The sequence below is a fragment of the Streptomyces sp. NPDC001220 genome (assembly GCF_053597895.1).
In genome coordinates this window covers 370,377-389,051 of sequence record NZ_JBSFJE010000007.1, presented here as the reverse complement: position 1 = coordinate 389,051, position 18,675 = coordinate 370,377, and the positions used below count along the sequence as shown (strand labels likewise).

Annotated in this window: 16 protein-coding genes; 7 read left to right on the top strand and 9 right to left on the bottom strand. The window is 71.3% G+C overall.

What is annotated here, in order from left to right:
• Positions 1 to 197 precede the first annotated feature (197 nt).
• From ACWDGI_RS19660 to ACWDGI_RS19650, 3 genes are all read left to right on the top strand, one after another.
• Entirely contained in the window at positions 198 to 1,085 is an 888-nt protein-coding gene (locus ACWDGI_RS19660) for an RNA polymerase sigma factor SigF (protein WP_450760618.1), read from the top strand.
• 442 nt (positions 1,086 to 1,527) lie between these two features.
• Positions 1,528 to 2,442 carry an RNA polymerase sigma factor SigF gene (locus ACWDGI_RS19655; protein ID WP_450760616.1) on the top strand — a complete coding sequence of 305 codons (915 nt, stop codon included), beginning with the start codon at positions 1,528 to 1,530 and terminating at the stop codon, positions 2,440 to 2,442.
• A gap of 224 nt (positions 2,443 to 2,666) precedes the next feature.
• On the top strand, positions 2,667 to 3,215 hold the full coding sequence (locus ACWDGI_RS19650) for a hypothetical protein (protein ID WP_450760614.1): 549 nt from the start codon (positions 2,667 to 2,669) through the stop codon (positions 3,213 to 3,215).
• A gap of 116 nt (positions 3,216 to 3,331) precedes the next feature.
• Here the strand turns inward: ACWDGI_RS19650 and ACWDGI_RS19645 are convergent, their stop codons facing one another.
• Positions 3,332 to 3,535 carry a hypothetical protein gene (locus tag ACWDGI_RS19645; RefSeq protein WP_351695652.1) on the bottom strand — a complete coding sequence of 68 codons (204 nt, stop codon included), beginning with the start codon at positions 3,533 to 3,535 and terminating at the stop codon, positions 3,332 to 3,334.
• 194 nt (positions 3,536 to 3,729) lie between these two features.
• On the opposite strand from ACWDGI_RS19645, the gene ACWDGI_RS19640 reads away from it, so the two are divergent.
• The 4 genes from ACWDGI_RS19640 (at position 3,730) to ACWDGI_RS19625 (ending at position 8,331) form a co-directional block, all read left to right on the top strand.
• The gene (locus ACWDGI_RS19640; protein ID WP_450760611.1) at positions 3,730 to 4,302 is read left to right on the top strand and encodes a MarR family winged helix-turn-helix transcriptional regulator; all 573 of its coding nucleotides are present in this window, start codon (positions 3,730 to 3,732) and stop codon (positions 4,300 to 4,302) included.
• Positions 4,303 to 4,322: 20 nt separating this feature from the next.
• Positions 4,323 to 6,866, top strand: coding sequence for an MFS transporter (locus ACWDGI_RS19635; RefSeq protein ID WP_450760609.1), 2,544 nt, complete (start codon positions 4,323 to 4,325; stop codon positions 6,864 to 6,866).
• Between the two features lie 111 nt (positions 6,867 to 6,977).
• On the top strand, positions 6,978 to 7,799 hold the full coding sequence (locus tag ACWDGI_RS19630; protein WP_450760607.1) for a YceI family protein: 822 nt from the start codon (positions 6,978 to 6,980) through the stop codon (positions 7,797 to 7,799).
• A gap of 58 nt (positions 7,800 to 7,857) precedes the next feature.
• Complete coding sequence (locus tag ACWDGI_RS19625) at positions 7,858 to 8,331, top strand: PPOX class F420-dependent oxidoreductase (RefSeq protein ID WP_450760605.1); 474 nt, start codon at positions 7,858 to 7,860, stop codon at positions 8,329 to 8,331.
• A gap of 103 nt (positions 8,332 to 8,434) precedes the next feature.
• On the opposite strand, the gene ACWDGI_RS19620 is transcribed toward ACWDGI_RS19625, so the two are convergent.
• The 8 genes from ACWDGI_RS19620 to ACWDGI_RS19585 all read right to left on the bottom strand — a co-directional run bounded on the left by ACWDGI_RS19620 (position 8,435) and on the right by ACWDGI_RS19585 (position 18,613).
• Entirely contained in the window at positions 8,435 to 9,169 is a 735-nt protein-coding gene (locus tag ACWDGI_RS19620; protein WP_450760739.1) for a TetR/AcrR family transcriptional regulator, read from the bottom strand.
• A gap of 127 nt (positions 9,170 to 9,296) precedes the next feature.
• Positions 9,297 to 10,679: an MFS transporter gene (locus ACWDGI_RS19615; RefSeq protein WP_450760603.1), complete on the bottom strand. Its 1,383-nt coding sequence runs from the start codon at positions 10,677 to 10,679 to the stop codon at positions 9,297 to 9,299.
• Between the two features lie 107 nt (positions 10,680 to 10,786).
• Positions 10,787 to 13,045 carry a glycosyltransferase family 39 protein gene (locus ACWDGI_RS19610; RefSeq protein WP_450760601.1) on the bottom strand — a complete coding sequence of 753 codons (2,259 nt, stop codon included), beginning with the start codon at positions 13,043 to 13,045 and terminating at the stop codon, positions 10,787 to 10,789.
• Entirely contained in the window at positions 13,042 to 14,532 is a 1,491-nt protein-coding gene (locus ACWDGI_RS19605; protein ID WP_450760599.1) for a glycosyltransferase, read from the bottom strand. Before ACWDGI_RS19605 ends, ACWDGI_RS19610 begins: the two co-directional genes overlap by 4 nt.
• 14 nt (positions 14,533 to 14,546) lie before the next feature.
• Positions 14,547 to 16,256, bottom strand: coding sequence for a HAMP domain-containing sensor histidine kinase (locus tag ACWDGI_RS19600; RefSeq protein ID WP_450760597.1), 1,710 nt, complete (start codon positions 16,254 to 16,256; stop codon positions 14,547 to 14,549).
• Positions 16,253 to 16,993: a response regulator transcription factor gene (locus ACWDGI_RS19595; RefSeq protein ID WP_194078854.1), complete on the bottom strand. Its 741-nt coding sequence runs from the start codon at positions 16,991 to 16,993 to the stop codon at positions 16,253 to 16,255. The genes ACWDGI_RS19600 and ACWDGI_RS19595 overlap by 4 nt, the downstream gene beginning before the upstream one ends.
• A gap of 305 nt (positions 16,994 to 17,298) precedes the next feature.
• Positions 17,299 to 18,171, bottom strand: a complete 873-nt coding sequence (locus ACWDGI_RS19590; RefSeq protein WP_450760595.1) for a DUF2797 domain-containing protein — start codon at positions 18,169 to 18,171, stop codon at positions 17,299 to 17,301.
• A gap of 73 nt (positions 18,172 to 18,244) precedes the next feature.
• The gene (locus ACWDGI_RS19585; protein ID WP_450760593.1) at positions 18,245 to 18,613 is read right to left on the bottom strand and encodes an HGxxPAAW family protein; all 369 of its coding nucleotides are present in this window, start codon (positions 18,611 to 18,613) and stop codon (positions 18,245 to 18,247) included.
• Positions 18,614 to 18,675: the final 62 nt, after the last annotated feature.

Here is an 18,675-nt window from a genome sequence, read left to right as displayed (position 1 = left end):
TCCGGAGACCGTACGGGACCTTCTGGAGACAGGCCCTCCGCCGGGAACAGCGGGGGGCTTTTCTGCGTCTTATGCCCCAACTTGCCGTCTTTCACTCTCAACACGACGTTATGCGGTGCTTGCGCACGGTGCACATGTCTTGTGATGCTATGACCGCTTTTGACGGATGATTGACCGATGAAGAGGTGGCGTTGACCGTGTCGGCCAGTTCTGCGCCGCCCCAGGAAGAGGCGCCCGCCCCCGCTCCCCCCACTGCCCAGCCCCCCGCCCAAGGACCCGCCCAGCCCCCCGCCCAGGCACCCGCGCCGCCCCCGGAGAAACGGCGGGGCGCCGACACCCGGGCGCTGACCCAGGTGCTCTTCGGGCAGCTGAAGGACCTCAAGCCGGGCACGCCGGAGCACAACCGGGTGCGCGCGGCGCTCATCGAGGCCAACCTCCCGCTCGTGCGCTACGCGGCCGCCCGCTTCCGCTCCCGCAACGAGCCGATGGAGGACGTCGTCCAGGTCGGCACCATCGGGCTGATCAACGCCATCGACCGCTTCGACCCGGAACGGGGCGTGCAGTTCCCGACCTTCGCCATGCCGACCGTCGTCGGCGAGATCAAGCGCTACTTCCGGGACAACGTCCGTACCGTGCACGTCCCGCGCCGGCTGCACGAGCTGTGGGTCCAGGTGAACAGCGCGACCGAGGACCTGACCACCGCCTTCGGACGCTCCCCCTCCACCGCCGAGATCGCCGAACGGCTGCGGATCAGCGAGGAGGAGGTGCTGTCCTGCATCGAGGCCGGCCGGTCGTACCACGCGACCTCCCTGGAGGCCGCCCAGGAGGGCGACGGGCTGCCGGGCCTGCTGGACCGCATCGGCTACGAGGACCCGGCCCTGGACGGCGTGGAACACCGCGACCTGGTCCGCCATCTGCTGGTCCAGCTCCCGGAGCGCGAACAGCGCATCCTCCTGCTGCGCTACTACAGCAACCTCACCCAGTCGCAGATCAGCGCGGAGCTGGGCGTCTCCCAGATGCACGTCTCCCGCCTCCTGGCCCGCAGCTTCCAGCGGCTGCGCTCGGCCAACCGCATCGAGGCCTGACCGCACCCGCCGCCGCGGCTCCCGCCCCGGACCCCGCCCGGAGGCCCGCCCGGAGGCCCGCCGCACGCTACGGCGCACGCGCCGTCGCACGGGCCGCCGCACGCACCGGCGCAGCGCCCGCAGCAGGACCCGTTACCGGTCCGAGACACGCTTCAGGCGACTTGGTGCGGCCGTAACCGCAAGCAGGATCGAGCCATCACCGTCACGAGCGAATCGCTCACCAGCGCACTTCCCGACAGTTGGGGGTCGAAATACCGTCAGACCCCCTGCATCCAGGGCGGATTCACATTTCCCATGTCGACATGTCACTACAGCGTGTTGCCGACATGTGACATTCTGCGGGAAGCGCGTTTGCCGGGGCTTCGGCTCCGGTATTCAGGTGAAGGCGCCGTTCCTCGTGAGGGGCGTCGCCGCGACCGTCCCGCGACCCAAAGGGGGTGGCATGTCCGCAGACCAGGGCAGCTCGAAGGTGCTTACGCTCACGAAGAGCGAGGCAGCGCCCAAGGAGCTCGACGCCATCGACGTGCTCGACAGCATCGACGGCGCCCCGGCGCTGGAGACCCCTCCGCCCCCGGATCTCCCGGTGGCCTCGGGAAACCTCGACACCCGCACCCTGTCCCGCTCCCTGTTCCTGCGCCTCGCCGCGCTCGATGAGGACAGCCCCGAGCGTGCCTACGTCCGGGACACCCTGATCGAACTCAACCTCCCCCTCGTGCGCTACGCGGCGGCCCGCTTCCGCAGCCGCAACGAGCCGATGGAGGACATCGTCCAGGTCGGCACCATCGGCCTGATCAAGGCGATCGACCGCTTCGACTGCGAACGGGGCGTGGAGTTCCCGACGTTCGCGATGCCGACGGTCGTCGGGGAGATCAAGCGGTTCTTCCGCGACACCTCCTGGTCGGTCCGTGTCCCGCGCCGCCTCCAGGAGCTGCGCCTGGCCCTCACCAAGGCCAGCGACGAGCTCTCCCAGAAGCTGGACCGCTCCCCGACGGTCACCGAACTGGCCGCCGTGCTGGGCGTGTCCGAGGAGGACGTGGTCGACGGCCTGGCCGTGGGCAACGCCTACACCGCCTCCTCCCTCGACTCCCCGGCCCCCGAGGACGACGGCGGCGAGGGCTCGCTGGCCGACCGCCTCGGCTACGAGGACACGGCCCTGGAGGGCGTCGAGTACCGCGAGTCGCTGAAGCCGCTGCTGGCCAAGCTGCCGCCCCGCGAGCGCCGGATCATCATGCTCCGCTTCTTCGCGAACATGACCCAGTCCCAGATCGGCGACGAGGTCGGCATCTCCCAGATGCACGTCTCCCGCCTGCTGACCCGCACCCTGGCCCAGCTCCGCGAGGGCCTGATCGCGGACTGAACCGGCTCCGACGGGTTCCTTACTGACGGAGTGTCAGCCACACTGGCGCGATGCTTCTCCGTAGGACACCGAGTGGCCGCCGAGGCGCCGTCACGGCAGCGTCGGCGGCCGCCGTCTGCCTGGCCTCGGCACTCACGGCGTGCGGAGGCGGTGACAGCGGCGGCTATACGGCGGTGGGAGCGGCCGGCATTTCGCCGGGGGCGTCGTCGAGACCCACGGGATCGGTGACGCTGGTCCCGCTGGACGGTTCCCCGGCGGGGGCGGCCGGCGGCACACCGTCGACGGAGGACGGCCGGCCGCCGGCAGCGGGCGGGTCGGCCGGAAACCCGGCGGCCCCGGCCACGACGCCGTCACCCGCCGCCTCCCGCCGCGACGGCACCCGGCCCGGACGGTCCGCTCCGCCGGCGCCGAACCCACCACGGCCGACCGCCGCTTCGCCCACCGGCACCACCCCCGCCGGCGCCTCGCCCGCCGCCCTCACCTGGAGCACGCCCACCCGCGAGCCCACGGACAAGCGGTGGTGCGAGAAGGTGACGGTCGAGTTCCGCAACTCGGGCGGCACGGCGGTCCGTTCCGGCAAGGTCAGCCTCGGCACGCACATCATCGACCTGCTCGGCATCGACTGGGCGACGATCGCATCGACGGAGTCCCTGCCGGCCCCGGTCGCGCCCGGCGCCCGTACGAGCGGGACCTGGACGGTCTGCGTGGACGACTGGCGCGTGCCCCTGGGCATGCACGTCGAGACCCGGGTCGTGACGGTCGACTGGAGCTGAGGCGCGGCGCGTCCGTGCGGGCACGACGAAAGCCCGGGGTAGTGGACCCCGGGTTCTTCGTCGGGCCGCCGCCCCGACCCTCGAACCGTCCGAGGGGCCGAGCGGGCGGCGGGTGACTACTTGAGTGCCAGCCAGGCCACCGCCGCGACCACGACCACCACGGCGACGACGCCGAGGATCAGGCCGATGCGGGGGCCGCCGGAGGCGGAGGGGGACGCCGTCTGCTGGGAGGTCTGCGGGGCCTCGTCGACGAACGCCCGGAACATCTGGGTGCTGCCGGCGGGGTCGTAGTTGCCCTGGGGGCCCTGGGTGTTAGCCATGCCCCGAGACACTAGCGAATCCGGTGGTCCGGCCCAAGTGGGGGGCTGCCCACAAGTGCAACCAGCCTCACCTGGGTGTTTACGTTCGCAATACTTGTCTTTGCCAAGTTTTTATCCCCACCCCCTACCCGTTTATTTGCCTGTGGCAACCAAGCATTCTATGGTTGCCCCAAGCAACGAATACGGGAGGTGTGATGGCGGAGCAGGCGCAGTTCGAAGAGCTGGCGCGTCAGCTCAGCGCCGTCGGAGCTGTGAAGCGGGACCTCGCGCGGATCCTGCCGCACGAATGCCCGGCCGGTTCCGCGGCCGTGCTGACGCTGCTCGGCCGCTTCGGATCCATGCGCATGAGCAAGCTCGCCGAGCTGCTCGCCGTGGACATGTCCGTGACCAGCCGGCACGTGGCGCATGTCGCCGAGCGCGGCTGGATCGACCGGTCCCCCGACCCGGCGGACAAGCGTTCCCGCATCCTGCACCTCACCCCCGCGGGCGAGGCCACGCTGCGGGACCTGTCCCGGCGCAGCACCGAGCTGCTCACCGAGCGGCTGGGCGACTGGAGCGACGAGGAGGTCGACCAGCTGATCCGGCTGATGACCCGGCTCCGGGACAGCTTCGACTGCCGGACCGGCCCGGTGCGGCCGACCGCGACGGGCCCGGCCGAGCCGGTCCCGGGATCCCCGAAGGCCGTCGCCACGGCCACGGTCGCCTCCGCCGCCCGCGCCCCCACCATCGCCCCCGTACTCGAACCGACCACCCGTACACCCGCGTAAGACGTAAGAAAAGGAAGCCCATGGCAACGACCACACCAGCCGGTGTGCGGGCCCATGCAAGGCACGGGGGAGGCTCCGTCGAGCAGGCTGCCCCGATGACGCACCGGCAGATCATGGAAGCGATATCCGGGCTGCTGCTCGGCATGTTCGTGGCGATTCTGTCCTCCACGATCGTCACCAACGCCCTGCCGCACATCATCACCGACCTGGGCGGCGGCCAGTCCGCCTACACCTGGGTCGTCACCGCCTCCCTGCTGGCCATGACCGCGACCACCCCGCTGTGGGGCAAGCTGTCCGACCTGTACAGCAAGAAGGCGCTCGTCCAGATCGCCCTGGTCATCTACGTCCTGGGTTCCGCGGCCGCCGGTCTGTCGCAGAACGCCGGCATGCTGATCGCCTGCCGTGTCGTCCAGGGTGTCGGTGTCGGCGGTCTGTCGGCGCTCGCCCAGATCGTCATGGCCGCGATGATCTCGCCGCGTGAGCGCGGCCGTTACTCCGGCTACCTCGGCGCGACCTTCGCCGTCGCCACCGTCGGCGGCCCGCTGCTCGGCGGTGTCATCACCGACACCTCGTGGCTGGGCTGGCGCTGGTGCTTCTACGTCGGCGTCCCCTTCGCCGTCGTCGCGCTGATCGTGCTGCAGAAGACCCTGCACCTGCCGGTCGTGAAGCGGGACGTCAAGGTCGACTGGTCCGGCGCGTTCTTCGTCGCCGCCGCCGTCTCGCTGCTGCTGGTCTGGGTCACCTTCGCCGGTGACAAGTACGACTGGATCTCCTGGCAGACGTACGCCATGATCGGCGGTTCGATCGTGCTCGGCCTGATCTTCGTGCTCATCGAGTCGAAGGCCAAGGAGCCGATCATCCCGCTGCGGCTGTTCCGCAACCGCACCATCACGCTGGCCTCGCTGGCCTCCCTGTTCGTCGGTGTCGCGATGTTCACCGGCACGGTCTTCTTCAGCCAGTACTTCCAGCTGGCCCGCGACAAGTCCCCGACGATGTCCGGCGTGCTGACGATCCCGATGATCGGCGGTCTGTTCGTCTCCTCCACCGTCTCCGGGCAGTTCATCACCCGCACCGGCCGCTGGAAGGCCTGGCTGGTCAGCGGTGGCGTGCTCGTGACGGCCGGCCTCGGCCTGCTCGGGACCATCCGGTACGACACGGCGTACTGGAAGATGGCGATCTTCATGGCTCTGCTGGGTCTCGGCATCGGCATGATGATGCAGAACCTGGTGCTGTGCACGCAGAACCAGGTCGAGCCCGCCGACCTCGGGTCGGCCAGCTCCACGGTCACCTTCTTCCGTTCCCTCGGTGGTGCGGTCGGCGTCTCCGCGCTGGGCGCGGTGATGGCCCACCGGATCACGCACTACGTGACGGAGGGCGCCGCCGCCCTCCCGCACAAGTACCAGGCCGCCCTGGCCGGCTCCAGCTCGTCCAGCGACAGCCTCCCGGACCTCGGCAAGCTGCCGGTCCCGCTGCGCACCCTCTTCCAGAGCGCCTACGGCCACGGCATCGCCGACGTCTTCCTGATCGCCGGGTGCCTCGCGGCCCTCGCGTTCCTGATCACCCTGTTCATCAAGGAGGTCCCGTTGCGGACCAAGGGCGCGCTCGCCCAGGCCGCCGCCGCGGAGCAGGGCATCGAGGCCGCTCCGGTCGCCGCCGCCGCTGCCGTCCCGGCTCCCGCCGAGGAGACGGTCCCCAGCTGGGCCGCCCCGGTCGTGAGCAGCACCACGGACACCGCCACGGAGGCCGCCGGGCAGTTCACCGCCGTGGCAACCCTCGCCACCCCCGAGCAGTCGGCGGGCTCCGGCGGGACCCCGGTGCACGGCTTCGTGCGCGGCGCCGAGAGCGCCCCGGTCGCCCAGGCCGCGGTCACCCTCATCTCGCTCTCCGGCCGCCAGCTGGGCCGCTCGGTCGCGGGCTTCGACGGCTCCTACCGCCTGGACGCCCCCGGCGCGGGTTCGTACGTGCTGATCGCCTCCGCCGACGGCTACCAGCCGCAGGCCGCCACCGTCCTGGTGGGCGAGGAACCGCTGCCGTACGACATCCTGCTCAGCGGCACCAGCGGGCTGAGCGGTGTGGTGCGGGGCGCGGGCAGCGCGCTGCCGGTCAAGGACGCGATGGTGATCGTCACCGACGTGCGCGGCGACCTGCTGGCCACCGCGGCCACCGGTGAGCAGGGCCAGTTCGTCTTCGGCGACCTGGTGCCGGGTGTGGTGACGGTCGCGGTGAACGCGGCCGGGTACCGCCCCCGCGCCCTGCCGGTCCAGATCGGTACCACCGGGGTCACCCGGATCGAGGTCGACCTGGACGCCGGCGCCCAGCTCCAGGGTGTCGTCAGGGCCCCGCACGGGCCGCTGGCCGACGCCCGCGTCACCCTCGTGGACGCGGCAGGCAACGTGGTCGGCACGTCCACCACCGGCCTGGACGGCGCGTACGCCTTCGCCGACCTGGACGGCGGTGACTACACCGTGATCGCGACGGGCTACCCGCCGGTCGCCACGGCCCTGAACGTCACCGGCGCCGGTGTCGACGGGCACGACATCGAACTCTCCCACCCCGGCGAGTAGTTCACCCCGGCCCGGGGCAGCGATGGTTCATCGGCTGCCCCGGGCCGTCGCAATCTGTGCAATTTATAGGGCTTTTCACGCCTCTAGATCGGTTTTCAGGGAGAATTCGGGATGGGACTCACCGCCAGGATCCGCACCCGGGACGGATGGGCCGTGTCGCACGCGGTCGTCACGGTGACGGACATGACCGGCACGCAGGTGCTGCGCGTCGAGGCGGACGACGAGGGCACGGTACGGGACCCGAACCCGCTCGTGCCCGGGGCGTACACCGTCATCGTCACCGCCGTGGGCTACGCGCCCGCCGCCTCCAGCGCGATCGTCACCGCCAGCGGCCGTGCCGAGATCGGCAAGGTCACGCTCGCCCGGCAGGGCGGCACCGAGCTGCCGCCGCCCGGCCCGTGGACCGCCGACCCGGCGCACTCCACGGTCGCCGCGGTCGCCCAGCACCTGGGCATCTCCAGCGTCCGCGGTCGCTTCACCGACTTCACGGCGGCCATCGAGATCGCCCCCGACGACGTCACCAAGTCCCGCGTCCAGGCCGTCATCCGGGCCGCCTCCATCGACACCGGCAACGGCATGCGCGACACGCATCTGCGCTCGGCCGACTTCCTGGACGTCGAGCGGTACCCCGAGCTGACGTACACCTCGACGGGCCTCACGGCGGCCGGCTCCGACCGCTGGACGGTCCACGGCGAGCTGGCCATGCGCGGTGTCGTACGACCCGTCGACCTCCACCTCGCCTACCTGGGCACCGGCGCCGACCCCTGGGGCGGCACGCGGGCCGCGTTCCGCGCGACGGCCGAGCTGCACCGCGAGGACTTCCATATGAACTACAACCAGGTCGTCCAGGCGGGCATCGCGGCCATCGGCACGACCCTCAAGGTCGAGCTGGAGATCCAGGCGGTGCAGGGCGAATCCCTGCCGCAGGCGTAGGCACAGCAGGGACAGGCAGAGGCAGGCGGGGCGGGTCCCGTCGGCCTAGGCTGGCGGCATGGCACCGAACATCGCGACGAACACCGCCGTCTCCCTCGACGAACTGCTGGACTTCGTACGGCCCCGCCACCGCGCGATCCTGCTCACGCGCCGCGCCGACGGCAGCCCCCAGGGGTCGCCGCTGACCTGCGGGGTCGACGACTCCGGGCGGATCGTGGCCTCCACGTACCCCGAGCGGGCCAAGACCCGGAACGCCAAGCGGGACGAGCGGGTGAGCGTGATCGTCCTGAGCGACGACTGGAACGGGCCGTGGGTCCAGATCGACGGCAGCGCGGAGGTGATCGACTCGCCCGAGTCGGTGGAGCCGCTGGTGGAGTACTACCGGAACATCGCCGGGGAGCACCCGGACTGGGACGAGTACCGGGCGGCGATGCTGAAGCAGGGCAAGTCGATCATCCGGGTGACGCCTGAGAAGTGGGGGCCGGTGGCCACGGGCGGGTTCCCGGCGCGGTTGGCTTCGCCGGACGCCTGAGAGAGTGGGGGTGTTGTGAGTGCGCGGCTGCGGGTCGTGTGTGGCTGGTCGCGCCTCGCGGCGGAGCCGCATGTCGGACACGGTCCCGCGCCCCTGGGTGGGACTAGGTGCCCTTCGCCACCATCGCCTCGATGCCGGCGATCAGCAGGTCCAGCGCGAAGGTGAAGTCCCTGTCCAGCATTTCGGCGACCGTGTCGCCGCCCCTCGCGGCCATCAGGTCCTTGGACTCCTCGATGATCTGGGCCGTCGCCGGGGCCTCGGTCACCGCGGTCATCGCGGTGCTGAAGTACTCGTCCGGGGTCAGGCCGGCCGCTGCCACCCGCTCGGCGAAGTGGCCCTCGATCGTGCCGTAGCCGTAGACGAACTGGAAGACGGCCGAAATCGCGCCGGTCACCCCGTGTGCGGGCAGGCCGGCCCGGCGGACGACCTGCTGGACCACCCGGGAGAAGGCCAGGGAGTGGGGGCCGATGTTGAGGTACCGGCCGGCCAGCGGGGAGAGCCAGGGGTGGCGGACCAGCAGCGCGCGGTACTCCGTGGCCAGCGCCCGCAGTTGGTCCCGCCAGTCGCCGTCGGCCGCGTCCGGCAGGCGCAGTTCGCCGAAGGCCGCGTCGAGGGCGAGTTCCAGCAGGTCGTCCTTGGTGTCGACGTACCAGTACACGGACATGGCGGTCACGTTCAGCTCGGCAGCCAGCCGCCGCATGGAGAACTTGTCGAGCCCATCGGAGTCCAGCAGCCGGACACTGACCGAGGTGATGCGCTCGCGGTCGAGCCCGGAGGGCTGACCGCTACGGCCGCCCTTGCGGGCCTTCTCCTCCAGCCACACACTGGCCCGCGCCATCACGACCTCCTCCTCGACGATCACTTCCCAGAATGCTACGGCTGCAACGCGCCTTTGGGGGCGCGGGGAACTGCGCTCCCGGCCACCCACGACCCGCACCCGCAAACCCACCCATACCCCCTCCCCCCTAGGCGACATTCCTCTCCGCCCGACGAAGAAGCCCCGCCGCCACGAACCCGCCGGCCACCACAGCCACCGCCCCCACCAACTGCCCGGCCCCCAGCCCCGCCGACAGCGATTTCCCGGACGCCACCGACGCGCTCAGCACCGCTCCCAGTACGGCCACCCCCAACCCGTTCCCGAACTCCGCGAGCGTGCCGTTGATCCCGGCCCCCACGCCCGCCTTCTCCGGAGGAATCGCGCCCATGATGGCGTGCGCCATGGCCGGGTTGGCGATCGCGCACCCCGCTCCGATCAGCAGCAGACCGAGCAGCGTGCCGCCGTACCCGCTCGAGTCCAGTACGGCGATGGACACCAGCCCGAGCGACATCAGCAGCATCCCCAGGGCTATCGCCACCGGCGTACCCAGCTTGGCGGCCCACCTGGCCGACAGGCCGGTGAAGTTGAGGGCGACGACCGTGAGCGCGAGCGGTGCCGTGCGCAGGCCGGCCTCCAACGGGCCGTAGCCGAGGACGAACTGCAGGTGCTGGGTGAGCAGGAAGAGCGCGCCGCCCATGCCGAAGGTGATGAGCACCGCACCGGCGACGGCACCCGTGAAGCGGCGGTCCCGGAAGAAGTGGGGGTCGAGCATGGGGTGGGGGATCCGGCTCTCCCAGTACGCGAACAGGGCCAGGACCAGCACCGCCACGGCCCCCGTGACCAGCACCCGGGCCGACGTCCAGCCGTGCTCCGGGCCGGAGATGATCGCGAAGACCAGTGCGGCCATGCCGATGGTGGAGAGCAGCGCGCCGAGCAGGTCGGGGCGGTCGCCCTGCGGGTTTTTCGACTCGGGGACCAGGACGACCACCGCGGCCAGGGCCAGCGCCGCGACCGGGAGGTTGATCAGGAAGATCGCGCCCCACCAGAAGTGGTTGAGCACGAACCCGCCGATCAGCGGCCCGCCGGCGAAGCCCAGCGCGTTGACCGCGCTCCAGATGCCGATGGCCTTGGGGTGTTCGTCGGGGGTGAAGATCTGCATCACCACGGCGAGGGTGGTGGTGAGCAGGAGGGCGCCGCCCACGCCCATCCCGGCGCGCGCGGCGATCAGCTGGGCGGTGGAGCCGGCCAGGCCCGCGGCCAGCGAACCCGCGCCGAACAGGACGAGCCCCGTGATCAGCATCTTCTTGCGGCCGTAGCGGTCGGCCGCGCTGCCGGCGGTGAGCAGCAGGCCGGACTGGACGAGCGAGTACGCGTTGATCATCCACTGGATGTCCGCGGTGGCCGCGTGCAGCTCCCGGGTCAGGGAGGGGATGGCCACGTTCAGAACGGTGTTGTCGAGCAGCACGGTGAGCTGCGCGAGGCAGATCACACCGAGGATCAGCCAGCGCTGGGAGTGGCCCTGAGAAGTCATGTTCTACACCGTAAGGGATTCCTTATACGGCGTACAACGAAGTTTTTCCGGGCGCACACCAGAGGGCGGTGGCCGAAGCCACCGCCCTCTCGCCGGTCAGGCGACCGTCAGCTGCCGCTCGCCTTCTGCGTGAGGTCGTAGAAGGTGGACGAACCGACCGTCACCTTCTTGAAGTTCTTCTCGACCCACGAGGTGATCTGCGAGGACGTGCCGCTGCTGCTGCCGCCCATGCCGCCGCCCGTGCCGGAGGAGATGAAGTAGTGGATCTTTCCGTCCGCCACGTACTCCTTGAACTGGGCCAGCGTCGGGGACGGGTCGGTGCCGTTGAAGCCGCCGATCGCCATCACCGAGTCGTCGGTGGCCAGCTGGTAGCTCGCCGCGTTCTGGGCACCGATGGCCGCCGCGACCCAGGTGTACTTCGAGGCGTCCTGCTCCAGCAGCTTCTTGGCCTCGGAGGTGACGGTCGCGCCGTTCAGCAGGCCGCCGACGCCACCGCCGCCGCCCATGCCGCCGCCTTCGCCCATCTGGCCACCGCCGGGGAAGCCGTTGCCGTTCCGCGTGCTTCCGTTCCCGTTCTGACCCTGACCCTGCTGGTTCTGGCCCGGCATGCCGCCGCCGAAGCCGCCGGTGCCGCCCCCGGGGAAGCCGCCCGTGCCGTTCTGGCCCTGCTGGTTCCGGGTGTTGCCGTTGCCGTTCTGGCCCTGCCGGTTCTGGCCGAAGCCACCACCGCCGCCCATGCCGCCCCGTCCACCGCCGAAGCCCATCATGCTCGCGCCCGCCGGGCCCGCCGTCGGGATGGAGCCGGTGTGCGCGGAACTCACCGTGCTGAGGGTGTACGCCGTCGGACCCGCCAGCGCGGCCACCAGGCCCACCGCGGCCGCTGCGAGGGCGAGCTGACGGCTGATCCGGCCCGCGAAGACCAGGCCGAGCGCGGCGGCCAGACCGCCGATCAGGACCAGCCACTTCAGCCAGGGCAGGTACGTGGAGGTGCGGTTGAGAAGGACGTAGCCCCAGACCGCGGCCGAGACCACGGCGGCGGCGAGGGTGATCGACGCCCACAGCTCGGCGCGCTTCTCCCACAGCAGCCCCGCGCCCATGCCGACCACGGCGGCGATGTAGGGGGCGAGGGCGACCGTGTAGTACTGGTGGAAGATGCCGGCCATGTAGCTGAAGACCACCATGGTGATCAGCAGCGAGCCGCCCCACACCAGGAACGAGGCCCGGGTCACCGAGGTCCGCTTCAGCCTGCGCGTCGCCACCAGGCCCGCGGCCAGCAGGATCAGCGCGGCCGGGATCAGCCAGGAGATCTGGCTGCCGATCTCGGAGTTGAACATCCGGTCCCAGCCGGTGGCACCCCACTGCCCGGAGCCGGTGCCGCCGCCCCCGCCGCCGACGCTGCCGGTCTCGTCGCCGCTGAGACGGCCGAGGCCGTTGTAGCCGAAGGTCAGCGACAGGAAGCTGTTGTCCTGCGAACCGCCGATGTAGGGGCGGGAGGAGGCCGGCCACAGCTCGATGATCGCCACCCACCAGCCCGCCGAGACGATCAGCGCGCCGGTCGCGAGGGCCAGCTGGCCGATCCGCTTCCTCAGCGTGTGCGGACCGACGGCCGCGTACACGAACGCCAGCGCCGGCAGGATCAGGAACGCCTGCAGGGTCTTGGCGAGGAAGGCGAAGCCGATCGCCACGCCCGCCCACACCAGCCACTTCGTCTTGCCGTCCTCGACGGCGCGGACGACGAAGTAGCAGGCCAGCGCCATCAGCAGGGCCAGCATCGCGTCCGGGTTGTTGAACCGGAACATCAGCGCCGCGACGGGGGTGAGCGCGAGCACGGCGCCCGCGATCAGGCCGGCCGCCGGGCTGAACCGGCGGCGCACGGAGGCGTGGACGACCGCGACCGTGCCGACCCCCATGAGGACCTCGGGGCCGAGGATCGTCCAGGAGTTCAGACCGAAGATCCGGGCCGCGATCTCCATCGGCCACAGGAACGCCGAGGGCTTGTCGACGGTGATCGCGTTGCCCGCGTCCAGCGAGCCGAAGAACATCGCCTTCCAGCTCTTGGTACCCGCCTGGACGGCGGCCGAGTAGAAGGAGTTCGAGTAGCCGTTGACGCCCAGGTCGTAGAAGTAGAGCAGCGCGGTCACGAGCAGCAGGCCGAGGAAGGCCGGGCGCGCCCAGCGAGGGTCCTCGGGGCGGCCGCGCCAGAGTCTGCGGGCGAAGGGCTGCCTGGGCTCGCCCGAGCCCGCCTGCGGCGCCGGCGCGGCCGCCACGTCCTGGACATCTGGGCCGTCCGGCGCCTGCCGGGGCGCCGGGGGCGCCTCGGGGGGCGGTCCCCACGGGGCCGGACGGTCGGTGTGGGTGCTGCTCATCGGGGATCCCCCGGATCGGTGTCATGAGGGCGCACCGGCTGCAACTGCATGGTGGCGTCCCTCCAGGTGCCGTCCGCGGCTTCGCCGGCGCGGAGTCGGGTGGTCGTGCCGGCGCCCTGGGCGTAGGGCTGGTGCGCCGGGCGCTGCGGGAGCGGGCCCTGCGGCTGGTGTCCGCCGGAGACCGTGGTGTACGTCGGCGACGACGGGTTGTGCGTGGCCACCACCGTGGAGGAGTCCTGCCGGCTGCCGTCGCGGTCCGGGAAGACCCAGGCGCGGAAGAGCAGGAAGCGCAGGACGGTCGCGGCGAGGTTGGCGGCGACCAGCACCGCCAGCTCGGTGGAGTGCGCGGGGTCGTCGCTCGCCGCGTTCAGGGCGGCGAGCGAACCGCTGGTCAGCGCCAGGCCGATGCCGAAGACGACCAGGCCCTGCGCCTGGTGCCGGACCGCCCCGCCCCGGCCGCGCACCCCGAAGGTCAGGCGCCGGTTGGCGGCGGTGTTGGCCACGGCCGACACCAGCAGCGCGAGCGCGTTGGCGATCTGCGAGCCGGAGAACTGCCGGAAGAGGCTGTACAGGACCAGGTAGAAGAGGGTCGACAGGGCGCCGACCACGCAGAAGCCGACGAGCTGACGGGCCAGGCCCTTCGGCACGTCCTGGATGTCGCGGTCGCGCGGGTCGTCGCCGAACGGGCGGGCGATCCGGTCCAGCGGCAGCGAACCGGTGGCCAGCGCCTTGCCGACCCGCCACACACCCTTGAGGTCGTCGGTGGCCGTCTTCACGATGTGCACGGTCGAGTTCGGGTCGTCGACCCAGTCGACGGGCACCTCGTGGATGCGCAGGCCCGCGCGCTCGGCGATCACCAGCATCTCGGTGTCGAAGAACCAGCCGGTGTCCTCGACCATCGGCAGCAGCACCTGCGCGACATCGCGCCTGATCGCCTTGAAGCCGCACTGCGCGTCCGAGAAGCGGGCCTGCAGCGAGCCGCGCAGGATCAGGTTGTACGAGCGGCTGATGAACTCCCGCTTGGCGCCGCGCACCACGCGCGACGAGCGGGCCAGCCGGGAACCGATCGCCAGGTCGGAGTGGCCGGAGATGAGCGGCGCCACCAGCGGCAGCAGCGCGTTCAGGTCGGTCGACAGGTCCACGTCCATGTACGCGAGGATCGGCGCGTCCGAGGCCGACCAGACGGTCCGCAGCGCACGGCCGCGGCCCTTCTGCTCCAGCCGGAACGACTTGACCTCGGCCAGCTCCGCCTCGAGCCGCTTCGCCACCTGGGGGGTGGTGTCCGTGGACGCGTTGTCCGCGATGGTGATGCGGAACGCGTACGGGAAGGTGCGCTTGAGATGGTCATGCAGTCTGACGACGCATGGGCCGAGGTCCTTCTCCTCGTTGTAGACGGGGATCACTACGTCCAGGACAGGCGTACCGGCGTCTCCGGCCGGGAGGTGCTCCCGCGCCGGCAGGGTGCCGGGAGAAGAGTCGGTTCGCATGCGAACGACTCTGGTCAAGCGCCCTGTTGCACCCATGTGGTGGCACTGTGCTGTGCCTGTGAGTGCGATTGCCAATTCGTTTCGGGGGCCGGCTGGGGAGCCGCCGGGGCAAGCGCGGGGAGGTAGAGGGTGAACACCGTGCAGCCGGGAACGCTGTCCACGGTGACGGCACCGCCGTGCGCGGACGCGACGGCCTGCACGATGGCGAGCCCCAGGCCGGTGGACCCGGTGGACCGCGACCGCGCGGAGTCGCCGCGCGCGAACCGCTCGAAGACGTGCGGCAGCAGGTCCGGCGGAATGCCCTGACCGTTGTCCTCGACGTCCACGCACATCCAGGGCCCGCGCCGCTGGATGCGGGCCGTGACGGTGGTACCCGGCGGGGTGTGCTTGCGGGCGTTGCCCAGCAGGTTGACCAGCACCTGCTGGATACGGGCCGCGTCGGCGGCCACCAGGGCCGGCTCGTCGGGCAGGTCGAGCCGCCAGTTGTGGTCCATGCCGGCCGCGCGCGAGTCGCTGATGGTGTCGACGACGAGCGGGATGAGGTCGGTGTGCTCGAACTGCAGCGGACGGCCCGCGTCCAGCCGGGCGAGCAGCAGCAGGTCCTCCACGAGGAGGGTCATCCGCCCCGCCTCGGACTCGATACGGCCGAGGGCGTGCCGGGTGTCGGGCCCGACCTCCTCCCGGCCGCGCCGGGTCAGTTCGGCGTACCCGCGGATGGAGGCGAGCGGGGTGCGCAGCTCATGGCTGGCGTCGGCGACGAACTGCCGTACCCGCATCTCGCTCTGCTGGCGGGCGTGCAGGGCGCCGTGCACGTGGTTGAGCATGCGGTTGAGCGCGGCGCCGACCTGGCCGACCTCGGTGTGCGGGTCGCACTCCGACTCCGGGACCCGCTCGCTGAGGTTGACCTCGCCGGTGTGCAGGGGGAGTTCGGAGACGCGGGTGGCGGTGTTGGCGACCCGGCGCAGCGGGCGGGTGGCCACGCCGACCATGACGGTGCCGGCGAGGGAGGCGGCGATCAGGCCGGCGGCGGTGACGCTGATCTCCACGAGGATCAGCGTGCTGATCGTGCTGTCGGCGTCGGCGGTCGGGATGGCGACGTAGTAGTCGCCCTTGTTCCCCTCCACGTAGACGACCTGATAGCTGCCCAGACCCGGGAGGTCGACCGTGTGTGTCTTCTTGTCCTGGGCGACCGAGCCGAGGGCCTTCGTCTGGGCCGTCGTCAGCGTCTCCGGGTTCATCTGCGGGACGTTCTGGTCGTCGTTCGTCTTGTCGCCGACCTTGGCGTCGGTGATGGAGCCGTTGACGACCCTGGCTCCGATGGTGCCGCTGGGCTGCGGGCCCCTGGTGACGAACTGTGCGAGATCGGTCGGCGTGGTGTCCTTGCCCTTGTCCTTGACCGCCGAGTCCGTGCCGGAGCTGCCCGTGCCCTGCTGACCGGGCGGCAGGCCGCCGTTCTTGATCGAGCCCGGCGGCTCGCCGAACCCGCCGGCGGCACGCGCGGACACCTCACCGAGCTGCTGGTTGAGCTGGTCGTACAGATGGGAGCGCAATGCGAGGGTCGTGACGGTCCCGATCACCGCGCAGACCACGGCGATCAGGGTCACGGACACGACGACGAGCCGGGTCCGCAGGGTGCGCGGCTGTCCATCCCCCACTCTCGACTTCACTCGAGCGAGGGGACCCCCACGTCGCTGCTGCGCACGCGGCCGTCGTCGCCCGCTCATGACGCGGCGGGCTTGATCAGGTAACCGGCCCCACGCCGGGTGTGGATCATCGGCTCCCGGCCGGCGTCTATCTTCCTGCGCAGGTACGAGATGTAGAGCTCGACCACATTGGCCTGCCCGCCGAAGTCATACGACCACACACGGTCCAGGATCTGGGCCTTGCTGAGCACGCGCCGCGGGTTGCGCATCAGGAAGCGCAGCAGCTCGAACTCGGTGGCGGTGAGGTGGATCGACTCCCCGGCCCGCGAGACCTCGTGGCTGTCCTCGTCCAGGGTGAGGTCGCCGACGACGAGCACCGAGTCCGACCGCCGGTCGGCGGCGCCGGATCGGCGGATCAGCCCGCGCAGCCGGGCCACGACCTCTTCGAGGCTGAAGGGTTTGGTGACGTAGTCGTCGCCGCCCGCGGTGAGACCGGCGATCCGGTCCTCGACCGCGTCCTTCGCGGTGAGGAACAGCACCGGCACGTCGGGCAGTTCGCGCCGCAGGCGGCCGAGAACGGTGAGGCCGTCCATGTCGGGCAGCATCATGTCGAGGACGACGGCGTCGGGCCGGAACTCCCGGGCGGTCTGGATGGCACCCGTGCCGTCACCCGCACTCCGGATCTGCCAGCCCTCGTAACGCAGGGCCATGGACAGGAGTTCGGTGATCGACAGCTCGTCGTCCACCACAAGCACTCGGACGGGGCTCCCGTCCGGCCTCAGCAGTTCGGTGCGCCCCTGGGGCGAGGTCGTGGTCATGGTGGACACCTTGTCGGGGTCCTCTGAGAACACGCTTTCACTAATCTGTGATTTCCCTAAGAAACACACAGGCAGCTCTCAGGGAACGCCTGGGAATCCCACCACGTGCGCACCAACTCGTGACCGCGCCCCGCCTGCGGGCTGTGCGGATCATGTACGTCCGGTGTGTGGCCCGGCCCGCTGATGAGAGCCCGATGAACCGCTGATGAGAGCGTACCGGGGCGGGCGGCGGGACGCCTCTCGGGTGGATTCGGGCGGACCTCGGCCGGCCGTCGCCGGGGTCCGCCCCGGGTGTTCGGCGCGGTTCAGAACAGCCCCTCCTGGGGTGCGGTGAACTCCCGTACGGGTACCCCGAGTTCGCCCTCGCCCCCCGCGCCGACGGCGGTCAGTTCCCACCCGGGCAGCAAGCGCGTGTCGAGGACGACGACCCCGCGCCGGGTGGCGAGATGCAGATCCGGCCCGGCGGCCGCGACGAGCTCGCCGCTCACCGCACCGCCCGGAACCAGCTCGACCACCTCGCCGACGGCGGCGGGCGCCCCGTCAAGGTTGAACACCCGCATGTGGTCGACGACTTGGCAGGGCTCGGGCACGAGCGCCTCGGGCCACGCCCCGAGCGCCAGGGCCCGGGCGTGCAGCGCGACGACCTCGGCGGCCCGCTCGGTGGAACTGCCCGGCAGGGCGGCCCGTACGACGCGCTTGTCGCCGTAGGGAATCCGGTCGGGCACCCTGAGCGCGGCCCGCAACAGCTCCTCGGCCCGCCGCGCGGCCATCAGCGGCCCGGCGCCCAGCCAGCTGAAGCACACCGCCCCCTGCTCCAGCAGCCGCGCCGACCCGCGCTCGACGCCGGTGATCCCGACCTTGACCATCCCGGGCCCGAACCACGCCAGATACACGTGGTACGGCCGAGGATCGTCGGCGATGCCGTCGGCGGCCACGGAGTGCGCCCGGTCCAGCCGGCCGCACTCCTCGCAGCGGGCGCCGGTACTCCGCCCGGAGACGGAGGCGCGTACCGCGCAGGGGTGCCCACGCGCCCCCACGCACTCCCGCCCGCCCGCACCGGCCACCTGGAAGGCGACACGCCTGCCCGGCCCGAGCACACTGCGCCGCCCGCCGCTCCACGCCAGCACGGGCCCGTCGTCCGACCATCGCAGCCCCGAGCATTTCCACACCTGTGCCATCACTCGCGAGCGTAGAGGGCGGCACTGACAACGGGGCGGAGCCGGGTACTTGGCTTCGGGTGCCGGCTCCTGGTCAGCCGCCGGTCCGGGCGGTGGCCGGCCCGGCCTCCCCGGTGGCGGTCACCGGCTCCAGCACGGACCCGGTACGTCGTCCCCGGCCCGCGAGCCGGCACCCCACGCATCCGGGGTGGCCGTCGCGTGCGCCGGTGTCCCGTGTTCCCAGGGCCCACTGCGCCCGGGGCCGGGGGCCGGGCGGCTTGCCCCAGCCGGCGAGGTGCAGATACCAGGTGACCAGGATGCTCACGGCACCCACCGCACCCCCTCCGACCAGGGCGGGGACCGAGACGGCACACACCCCCCACCCCAGCAGACCGCTTCCCACGGTCGCGATCGCGGTACCCGTCCACCCGGCGACCGTGTGACCTTCATCGTGCAGACTCACGTACCCGCCTCCCCTTCATCGGCAGCGGAAACTTCAATGGCAGCAGGAACACGACGTCCGAC